The following is a 9,654-nucleotide window of genomic DNA, read 5'->3' on the forward strand; positions in this document are numbered from 1 at the left end:
ATAGTAAATCAAAATAACCAGCTTATGTTTACTGCCTAGAATGGCCACATTCGCAGGGGCAGACCACCTCACCCCTGGCAGCCAACCGGGCGATGCGGCACAGCACAGACAGCCACCAGCCCACCTCACTGGAGAAAATGCGTCATGGATACCACCGACCGTCAGGCAGCACTGGATTACCACGAATTTCCCACCCCGGGCAAAATCGCCGTCAACGCCAGCAAGCCGCTGGTGACCCAGCGTGACCTGGCGCTGGCCTACACACCGGGCGTGGCCGCCGCCTGCGAAGAAATCGTCGCCGACCCGCTCAATGCCAGCCGCTTTACCGCCCGTTCCAATCTGGTGGGCGTCATCACCAACGGCACTGCCGTGCTGGGCCTGGGCAATATCGGCGCGCTGGCCTCCAAGCCGGTGATGGAAGGCAAGGCCGTGCTGTTCAAGAAATTTGCCGGCGTGGACGTGTTCGACATCGAAATCAACGAAACCGACCCGGACAAGCTGGTGGACATCATCGCCAGCCTGGAATCCACCTTTGGTGGCATCAATCTGGAAGACATCAAGGCCCCGGAATGCTTCGAGGTGGAACGCAAGCTGCGCGAACGGATGAAGATTCCGGTCTTCCATGACGACCAGCACGGCACCGCCATCACCGTGGCCGCCGCCTTCATCAACGGCCTCAAGGTCGTGGGCAAGGACATCCGCCAAGTGAAGGTAGTCACCTCCGGCGCCGGTGCCGCCGCCCTCACCTGCCTGGACCTGATGGTGCATCTGGGCCTGCCGCTGGAAAACATCTGGGTGACCGATATCGAAGGCGTGGTCTATCAGGGCCGTACCGTGCTGATGGACCCGGCCAAGGCGCGCTTTGCCCAGCCCACCGACGCCCGCACCCTGCGCGAAGTCATTGCCGGGGCCGATGTATTCCTCGGCCTGTCCGCTGGCGGCGTGCTCAAGCCGGACATGGTGGCGCAAATGGCCGCCCGCCCGCTGATTCTGGCACTGGCCAACCCGGCTCCGGAAATCCTGCCGGAAGAAGCCCATGCGGTGCGTGACGATGTGGTGATGGCCACCGGCCGTTCCGACTACCCCAACCAGGTCAACAACGTCCTGTGCTTCCCCTATATCTTCCGTGGCGCACTGGACGTGGGTGCCACCACCATCAGCCGTGAAATGGAAGTGGCGGCGGTGTACGCCATTGCCGGCCTGGCCGAAGAAGAACAGAACGAAGTGGTGGCCGCCGCCTATGGCAGCTACGACCTGTCCTTTGGCCCGCAATACCTGATTCCAAAACCCTTCGATCCGCGCCTGATCGTGCGTATTGCCCCGGCCGTGGCCAAGGCGGCAATGGACAGCGGTGTGGCCACCCGCCCGATTGCCAACCTCGACGCCTATACCGAGCAGCTGCAACAGTTTGTTTACCACTCCGGCAGCTTCATGAAGCCGCTGTTTGCCGCCGCCAAAAAACTGGTGCGTGAAGGCGGCAAGACCCGCATCGTGTTTACCGAAGGCGAAGACGAACGCGTGCTGCGTGCGGTGCAGGTCATCGTGGATGAAAAACTGGCGCGCCCCATTCTGGTGGGCCGTCCGGAAGTGTTGCTGGCGCGTATCGAAAAATTCGGCCTGCGCCTGCGTCTGGGCGAGGACGTGGAAGTCACCAACCCGGAATACGACGAACGCTTCCACCAGTACTGGACCAGCTACTGGGAACTGATGTGCCGTGATGGCGTGACCAAGGAAATGGCCCGCGTGGAAATGCGCCGCCGCCTGACCCTGATTGGCGCGATGATGGTACGGCTGGGCGACGCCGACGGCATGATCTGCGGCACAGTGGGCGGCTATCAGGACCACCTGCACTACATTGACCAGGTAATCGGCAAGAAGCCCGGCTCGGACACCTACGCCGCCATGAACATCCTGCTGCTGGAAAAACAGACCGTGGCGCTGGTGGACACCCACGTCAACGACAACCCCACGGCCGAACAGATTGCCGAATTCACCGTGGCCGCCGCCGAGGAAATGACGCTGCTGCACATGAAGCCCAAGGCCGCACTGCTGTCGCGCTCCAACTTCGGCTCCGGCAGCTCGGCCTCCGGCAGCAAGATGCGCCAGGCGCTGGAACTCATCCGCCAGCGCGCCCCGGAACTGGAAGTGGACGGCGAAATGCATGGCGACTGCGCACTGGACGAAGCGCTGCGCATGAACATCCTGCCGATGTCACGCCTGAAAGGTGCCGCCAACCTGCTGGTCTGCCCCAATGTGGACGCCGGCAACATCGCCTACAACCTGCTGAAGACCGCTGCCGGCAGCAATGTGGCCGTCGGCCCCTTCCTGCTGGGTGTCAATGCACCGGTAAACATCCTCACCTCCAGCTCGACCGTGCGCCGCATCATCAATATGGCCGCGCTCACCGTGATGGAAGCCAACCGCCAGGCTGACTAAGCCTGACCGGGCTGCTGCGCGCCACACCGGCCGCAGCAGCCTGCCCCCTCACTCCCCCCTCATCACCAGCAGCCACTCTTGCAGCATGCATCCGCCATGCGCATGGTGTATGACGTCAAACATCCGCCTTTGCGGACAGTCCGGCTTGCGGCAGCTTTTTCCCTCATCTATGAACAGGAATGGATGCTGCTGATATTGATCTCCAGTGCCTTTAAACAGCAGTGCACCACAGCCGATTGTCAGACCCTGCCCCGCCAATCACTCGCTCGGGAAATATCATGCTCAGCCAATTCACTGTCAGACAGAAGTTGCTTGCAGGTTTTACCCTAGTCATTACCCTGATGCTGCTGTTGCTGTTTACCGCCATCAGCAATATGCAAACCATCAATAGCAAAATGGTGGACATCACCCAGGACCGCTACCCGAAAATTGCCCTCACCAGCACCCTTACCATCAAGACGCTGGATATTGGCCGCCAAATACGCAATGCCGTCATTTACAGCGCGGGCGACACCGAAGAGTACCTGAGCAAGGTCAATAATCTGAACGCAGAGAAGGCCGCGGCCATGGAACAGGTGGAAAAACTGCTCTCCACCGCCAAGGGCAAAGCGCTGTTTGCCAGCATGCGTGAAAAAAACCAGGCGCTACAGGGTGCACAGCAGCAGGTATACCCCTTGATCCGCAGCCATAAAACGGCAGAAGCCGCGGATGTGGTGAAACAGAAAATTGCCCCGGCCAATGCCGCCTACATGGCCAGCCTGAAGGAGTTTGCCGATTTTCAGGAAGGGCTGATGCAAAAAGCCATGCTGGATGCGGCCAGCGCCCACCACAACGCCATGGTCAGCATGCTGACCGTAGGCGGCATCGCCCTGTTGCTGGCCATAGGCAGCGCATTGTTCATTGCACGGCTGATTACCCTGCCGCTGAAACAATCAGCCCGGCTGGTGGAACAAATCCGCAATGGCAACCTGGCCGGTCAGGATGAAAACTATCCGCCAGCACGCGACGAGGCCATCCAGATTGCCCGCGGCATTCAGGAAATGCGCCAGGGGCTGCGTGACATTGTGCAGGCCATCCAGCTGAATGCGCACAATGTTTCCGACTCGGCCCGGGAACTGTCCAGCATGGCCGAGCAAGTAGCCAGTGGCGCACAGCACCAGGCCGAAGCCACCGCAGAAGCCGCCGCCACCATCGAACAGCTTACCGTCAGCATCAACCATGTTGCCGACAACTCGGACGAAGCCACCCGCCAGTCCCGCTCCACCGGCAGTCTGGCGCGGGACGGCGGCAAGGAAGTCATCGACTCGGTCACCCGCATCAAGGACGTCAGCCAGGCCGTCAGCGGTACCTCCTCACAAATGAACATGCTGAGCACCGAGGTGCAGCAGATTGGCAGCATTGTCACCGTGATTCGCGACGTGGCCGACCAAACCAACCTGCTGGCGCTGAATGCCGCCATTGAAGCAGCACGTGCCGGTGAAATGGGACGCGGCTTTGCCGTGGTGGCCGATGAAGTACGCAAGCTGGCGGAACGCACCACCAGCTCGGCACAGGAAATCACCCAGATGGTCAACGCCATCCAGCACGGCGTGGGCCGGGTAGTCGGCAGCATGAATTCCAGTCTGGAGAGTGTGGAAGCGGTCAGCAGCAGTACCGAACTGGCCTCCCAAACCATCGAGCGCATTGGCAACAGCACGCAAGCCATCGAACGCAGCATTGCCAACATCACCGGCGCACTGAGCGAACAACGGGTGGCCAGCCAGAGCCTGGCGCAAAACATGGAACGCGTGTCGCAGATGGCGGAAGAAAACAGCGCCACCGTAGAAGAACTGGCCACCACATCGGCCCAGTTAAGTGCGCTTTCCCATAATCTGCAGGATATTACCGCCCGTTTTCATTTGTAGCCTTCCGCCATGGCGGCGGGGGTGAAACGGCAGCAGGCCCGGCAGCCGGTGTCAGGCCTGCTGCCGAGCAAGCGCTATAGACCATCATCCCAGGCAGCAGCCCTGCATGATCACAAGCCTCGCGCCTACACTTCGTGCTCGCACACCCTGTTCCGCCCCTGCTGCTTGGCCTGATAACAGGCGGCATCCGCCAGATTCAGCCACTCATCCCAGCTGCGGCCGGGGCCATCCAGCCAGACCAGACCAATACTGACGGTGACCTTGCATTTTTCACCCGCCAAGTCGATTTCCTGCGCAGCCAGCTGCAAGCGTAGTCGCTCGGCCAGGCTGCGGGCCTCGGCCTGACTCACCTGCGCCAGGAAAATGACAAACTCCTCGCCGCCAAAGCGGGCAATCAGGTCCTGCTCCCGCAATGTGGCTTGCAGCGCCTGCGCAGCCACCGCCAACACCCGATCCCCACCCAGATGGCCAAAGCAATCGTTCACGCGCTTGAAGTGGTCGACATCCGCCATGATGATGGCGTTGCCCGCCTCGGCCTGCGCAGGCAAGCGGGCAAACAGGTAACGGCGATTCCCCACACCCGTCAGTTCGTCCCGCTCGCTGGCCTGCCGCAGCCTGACTGCAGAGCGCTCGGACAGAATGGTCAGCACCAGCAACACCAGGGTGAAATTGCAGATGATCTGCGCGAAGAAGGCCCAGGACAGCAGTTGCCGGGACCAGACACTGCTCACTATCCAGTAACACTCGCTGCCATACAGCAGGGCACTGACCAGCAGCGTCAGGCTAAGCAGCAGTCTGGAAGCCAGCGGCTCTGCACGACGGTCATGCCACATGCAGAATGCCGCCGCCAGCAGAAAGGAAAACGCATTGAAATGAAACACCGCCGCACGCTGCTCATTGTGGGCGATAAAGCCGGTAAACATGCCGACCAGCAGCCACAGCAGCGGCACCAGGGCCACCCGCAGCCGCCAGGCACGCCAACGCGGGCTGCTCAGCTCGGCCAAACCGCTCCACAGGGCAGCATAGCCGCCAACGCCAAGCACAAAATGCACATACCGCCACAAGAACGGCCAGGGCAGCAGCTCAAGCTCGCTCAGCCCCGCCAGCACACCCCCGACCGCCAGCACCGCCAGCGCCAGCGCAATCCGCCCAAGCCCGGTTTCATTGCGCTGGTGACGCCAAGCATTCAATACGGCGCAGGTGCCGGCAATCAACGATGTCGAATACAAAAACAGCACCGTTGGCAGATCCAGCATCAGCATGGAAATGGAATTGCTCATAAACTCGCCCTTGATGACTCACTTCACGGTTGGCGAGCGGGCATGCCGGTTCTCTTGATCCAATCCATTCATCGTGCATTGCCCGTCATGCTAGCACAGCTGTTTTGCAGTGCTGTTTACCAGTAGACAATCACGCCAGTACCATCCAGGCCCTCACCCCTCAGCCAGGCGCGCACGCAAGCGCGGGGCGGCAAAGTCCAGAAAAGCGCGCAGCTTGATGGGCAACCTGCCCTGCGCTGCATACACCAGACTCACCGGCCATGCAGCTGGCTCATAATCCGCCAGTACAATCTGCACCCGGCCTTCGCGCCTTGCCGGTTCGCACTGGTAGGACAGCACACGGGTGAGACCAAGGCCGCCGCAGGCGGCATCCAGCGCAGCCTCGGCACCGTTGACGACAAGCCGGGTGTTGATGGGCACCAGCGAAACCGCATTACCTTTATAGAATGGCCAGGCTTGCGTACCGGCCAGCGCGTCATAGCTGATGCAGTCGTGCTGGCGGATATCCTCCGGCACCGTGGGCAGGCCGCGTTGCGCCAGATATTCCGGGCAGGCACACACCACCTGACGCACTTCACCCACCTTGGTAGCCACCAGGCTGCTGTCCGGCAGCGGGCCAATGCGCACCGCCAGGTCGATATGCTCCTCCAGCAAATGCGACACCCGGTCGCCCAGTTGCAGGCGGATATTGATATCCGGGTACGCCTTGAGAAAGTCCACCACCACCGGGGTGACATGCAGGCGGCCAAACACCACCGGCGCGGTGATGACCAGATCCCCCTTGGGCGCGGCATATTCGCCACCGGCGGCGCGTTCGGTTTCGTTGACATCATCCAGAATGCGCCGGCATGCCTCCACATAACTGCGCCCGGCCTCGGTCAGCGCAATATGCCGGGTGGAGCGCTGCAATAGCTGTACGCCCAGGTAGCTTTCCAGCTCCGCCACCTTGCGGCTGACGGTGGCCAGCGGCAGCCCAAGCCGCCGCGCCGCTGCCGAAAAACCACCGGCATCCACCACCGCCACCAGCAGCGCCATTGCTTCCAGTCTGTCGGCCATATTCTCGATTTCCGGGATAGTGATTCCATACTTTAACGGATTATCACCAAATATGAATGCAGGTATTGTCTGGGCTGTCACCAACACACCCCCGAACGGAGCCAGACCATGTCCCACCTCACCATCCCGGCCAGCATCGCCGACGCCCCGGCTGCCTCGCAAGCCATGCTGGAAGCCGTCAACAAACAGTTTGGCCTTGTTCCCAACCTGTTCCGTCTGGTGGCCAACAGCCCGCAAGCGCTGGAAGGCTACCTCGCCCTGTCCGCCGCCCTGGGGCGCGGCAGCCTGCCGGCCCAAACCCGCGAGCGCATTGCGCTGGCCGTGGCCGAAATCAACCGCTGCGCCTATTGCCTGTCCGCCCATAGCTACCTGGGCAAGAACCTGGCCAAGCTGGACGATGCTGAAATCCTGGCCAACCGCCGCGGCACCTCCACCGACCCCAAGGCCGATGCCGCCGTGCGCTTTGCCGCGCAAGTGGCACTTGAGCGCGGCCATGTCGGGCGCGACGCGCTGCTGGCAGTGAAGGCCGCCGGCTATGACGAGGCGCAGATCATCGAAATCGTGCAGCATGTTGCGCTCAACAGCTGGACCAACTACATCAACTCTGTAGCCGACACCGACATCGACTTCCCCGCTGTCCAGCCCTTTAGCGCCTGACCCACCGCCCCGGCACCCGCCGGGGCAAGCCACCCGGAGCCCGCCATGAACCGCCCACCCCTGCCCCCGTTTGACTCCACCAGCGCCGCCCTGAAAGTACGGCTGGCCGAAGACGCCTGGAACAGCCGCGACCCGGCCCGCGTTGCACAGGCCTACACGCCAGACAGCCACTGGCGCAACCGCGACCGCTTCATTCAGGGCCGTGCGGCCATCGAAGCGTTTTTGACCGAAAAATGGCAGCGCGAGCAGGAATACCGGCTGATCAAGGAACTGTGGGCATTCAGCGAACAGCGCATTGCCGTGCGCTTTGCCTATGAATGGCGCGACCACAGCGGCCAGTGGTACCGCGCCTATGGCAATGAAAACTGGGAATTCGACGCGCACGGCCTGATGGCCATCCGCCACGCCAGCATCAACGACCTGGCCATTACGGAGGCCGACCGGCTATTCCACTGGCCGCAAGGCAGACGACCGGACGATCACCCCTCGCTGTCCGCGCTGGGGCTGTAATCGCGCATCCGGGTTTCCTGCCGTGGCAGGCCAGCTAGCACCGCACCGTCCATATGCAGGCGAATGGTATTGCGCCCGGCATGCTTGGCGGCATACAGCGCCTGATCAACAGCGGCCAGAAACCCGGATTCGCCACCCACCCCATGCCATTGCCCCAGACCCATGCTGACCGTGACATGCAGCAACTCGCTGCCCATCAGCATGGGGGTGGCCGCAATGGTTTGCCGCAAGGCCTCACACAAGGGCAAGGCCTGCTCCAGGCTGCGGCCCGCCAGCAGGATGGCAAACTCCTCGCCACCCATGCGGCATACCAGATCATCCCGCCCCACCCCTTGCTGCAATAGCCGGGCCAGCGCGCGCAGCACCTGGTCTCCGGCTTCATGGCCGTGGCTATCGTTGATGCGCTTGAAGTAGTCGACATCCAGCATGGCCAGACAGAAAGGCCGCCGCTCGCGCTGACAGGCCAGCTGCCACTGTGCCATCGTCTGGTAAAACACCCGCCGGTTGGCCAGCCCGGTCAACACATCGGTACAGGCCATTTGCTGGATGCGCCGCTCCAGCGCCTCGGAAAAAAACTCGCCGCTTAACAGCGCAACAAACAGGATGACCGAGCCGGACAGCAATACACTCAGGTAAAGCAGCTTGATGGTGTCCGCCCCCAGCGCCGCCACTTCTGCGCTGGCCGGCCAGGGGTGCAGATCAAACAGCGAGAACCAGCCAATGCAGATGCTGGTAACCAGCAACATGCCCCACTTGTCTCGCGTGGGCACCACCAGTGGCGTGGTGAGGAAGAACAACAGGAAATAGTAGTGCCCGCCAATTTCGGTACCCTGCCCACCCAGAATCCCCGCCAGCACGGTAGCCTGACAAATCAGGCAGGCCTTCCAGTAATGCGGCGGCCTGCCCAGCCGCTGCTGCCGGTAAAACCAGACCATGCCCAGCAGCGGAATGGCGGACGCCTTCAGGCTGATGGACGCCAGCGCCCAGTTGCCCAGCCAGAAAAACAGCAAAAAGTAAAACAGCACCATCAACAGAACCAGGGCAGGCACGGCATTGGTGATGTACTGCCGCCTGCGCACCGCGCCGCTTTGCGCCGGGTCCACGCCCAGTTGCAACCAGCGCCAGACTATCTGCTGCCATTGCTTGCTTGTGCTTGGATTCATGCTGTGCAGTTCAGTAGTGGCGGAATGAGGCAGAGGCAATGGCGACGGCAAGACACGGCCTGCCCTCACCATCACCTGTCTTTTCTACCAGTATAGAGACAGAACCCATTCCACATACAGCTCAAGCGGCGGCAGCCCTGCCCCGTTGCTGCTGCGCCTCCACCCGCCACGCCTGCTTTTCCATGCGCTTGGCCAGTTGCTGGTAACAGGCGCTGGCCAGCCGCAGCAGCTCGGCATGATTGCAGTCCAGCCCGTCCGGCCCGGCAATACGCTGCGCCAGCGCTTGCAGCGGTGAGGCCTGGCTATCCAGCTCCACCAGTCGGCCATGCGCATGGCGGCGTGGGTGGTCCGGGCTGTAATTGAGAGTCAGCAGCCAGTGGCTGCGCTGCCAGCCCGGCCCATGTTGCAGCACCGCCTGCAGTACGGCATGGCTGATTTGTTGCCCGGCCTCCGCCGCCATGGCCAGTGCCTGCTCCCAGCTGGCGTAGCAATCGGGGCGTTGTTGCAATGCTGGCAGTGCTTGTCGCTCCAGCCACAGGCGCAGGCGGCGCGCAGCCGGGCGTTTGCTGTGGCGCAGCGCGCGTTGCAGTGTGGCGGCAGGCCAGCCGGTTTGCGGTGTGTCTTGCGGGCTCAGGCTGATGGTGCAGC

8 protein-coding genes are annotated in these 9,654 nt (G+C 62.1%); 4 read left to right on the forward strand and 4 right to left on the reverse strand.

Annotation, left to right across the window (positions count from 1 at the left end; genetic code table 11):
• Positions 1–144 precede the first annotated feature (144 nt).
• Together AWT75_RS05290 and AWT75_RS05295 are read left to right on the forward strand one after the other, a co-directional pair.
• On the forward strand, positions 145–2,436 hold the full coding sequence (locus tag AWT75_RS05290; protein WP_062787981.1) for an NADP-dependent malic enzyme: 2,292 nt from the start codon (positions 145–147) through the stop codon (positions 2,434–2,436).
• 278 nt (positions 2,437–2,714) lie between these two features.
• Positions 2,715–4,340, forward strand: coding sequence for a methyl-accepting chemotaxis protein (locus AWT75_RS05295; RefSeq protein WP_082695966.1), 1,626 nt, complete (start codon positions 2,715–2,717; stop codon positions 4,338–4,340).
• A gap of 125 nt (positions 4,341–4,465) precedes the next feature.
• On the opposite strand, the gene AWT75_RS05300 is transcribed toward AWT75_RS05295, so the two are convergent.
• Entirely contained in the window at positions 4,466–5,620 is a 1,155-nt protein-coding gene (locus tag AWT75_RS05300; protein ID WP_062787985.1) for a GGDEF domain-containing protein, read from the reverse strand.
• A gap of 153 nt (positions 5,621–5,773) precedes the next feature.
• Positions 5,774–6,676, reverse strand: coding sequence for a LysR family transcriptional regulator (locus AWT75_RS05305; RefSeq protein ID WP_062787987.1), 903 nt, complete (start codon positions 6,674–6,676; stop codon positions 5,774–5,776).
• Positions 6,677–6,784: 108 nt separating this feature from the next.
• Here AWT75_RS05305 and AWT75_RS05310 point away from each other — a divergent pair, with 108 nt between their 5' ends.
• Positions 6,785–7,333 carry a carboxymuconolactone decarboxylase family protein gene (locus AWT75_RS05310; RefSeq protein ID WP_062787989.1) on the forward strand — a complete coding sequence of 183 codons (549 nt, stop codon included), beginning with the start codon at positions 6,785–6,787 and terminating at the stop codon, positions 7,331–7,333.
• Positions 7,334–7,378: 45 nt separating this feature from the next.
• Complete coding sequence (locus AWT75_RS05315; RefSeq protein ID WP_062787991.1) at positions 7,379–7,843, forward strand: nuclear transport factor 2 family protein; 465 nt, start codon at positions 7,379–7,381, stop codon at positions 7,841–7,843.
• Here the strand turns inward: AWT75_RS05315 and AWT75_RS05320 are convergent.
• Positions 7,813–9,006: a GGDEF domain-containing protein gene (locus AWT75_RS05320; protein ID WP_161937726.1), complete on the reverse strand. Its 1,194-nt coding sequence runs from the start codon at positions 9,004–9,006 to the stop codon at positions 7,813–7,815. The two genes, AWT75_RS05315 and AWT75_RS05320, sit on opposite strands and share 31 nt — an antisense overlap.
• A gap of 121 nt (positions 9,007–9,127) precedes the next feature.
• On the reverse strand, positions 9,128–9,654 hold a 527-nt coding region (locus AWT75_RS21645; protein WP_161937727.1), incomplete at its 5' end, for a hypothetical protein.

The organism is Aquitalea pelogenes, from assembly GCF_001515305.1.
In the GTDB taxonomy this organism is placed as follows: domain Bacteria; phylum Pseudomonadota; class Gammaproteobacteria; order Burkholderiales; family Chromobacteriaceae; genus Aquitalea; species Aquitalea pelogenes.

What these genes read in the sequence shown, in the direction of transcription:
- AWT75_RS05290 (WP_062787981.1), top strand. Translation starts at nt 145, where the DNA reads ATGGATACCACCGACCGTCAGGCAGCACTGGATTACCACGAATTTCCC.
- AWT75_RS05295 (WP_082695966.1), top strand. Translation starts at nt 2,715, where the DNA reads ATGCTCAGCCAATTCACTGTCAGACAGAAGTTGCTTGCAGGTTTTACC.
- AWT75_RS05300 (WP_062787985.1), bottom strand. Translation starts at nt 5,620, where the DNA reads ATGAGCAATTCCATTTCCATGCTGATGCTGGATCTGCCAACGGTGCTG.
- AWT75_RS05305 (WP_062787987.1), bottom strand. Translation starts at nt 6,676, where the DNA reads ATGGCCGACAGACTGGAAGCAATGGCGCTGCTGGTGGCGGTGGTGGAT.
- AWT75_RS05310 (WP_062787989.1), top strand. Translation starts at nt 6,785, where the DNA reads ATGTCCCACCTCACCATCCCGGCCAGCATCGCCGACGCCCCGGCTGCC.
- AWT75_RS05315 (WP_062787991.1), top strand. Translation starts at nt 7,379, where the DNA reads ATGAACCGCCCACCCCTGCCCCCGTTTGACTCCACCAGCGCCGCCCTG.
- AWT75_RS05320 (WP_161937726.1), bottom strand. Translation starts at nt 9,006, where the DNA reads ATGAATCCAAGCACAAGCAAGCAATGGCAGCAGATAGTCTGGCGCTGG.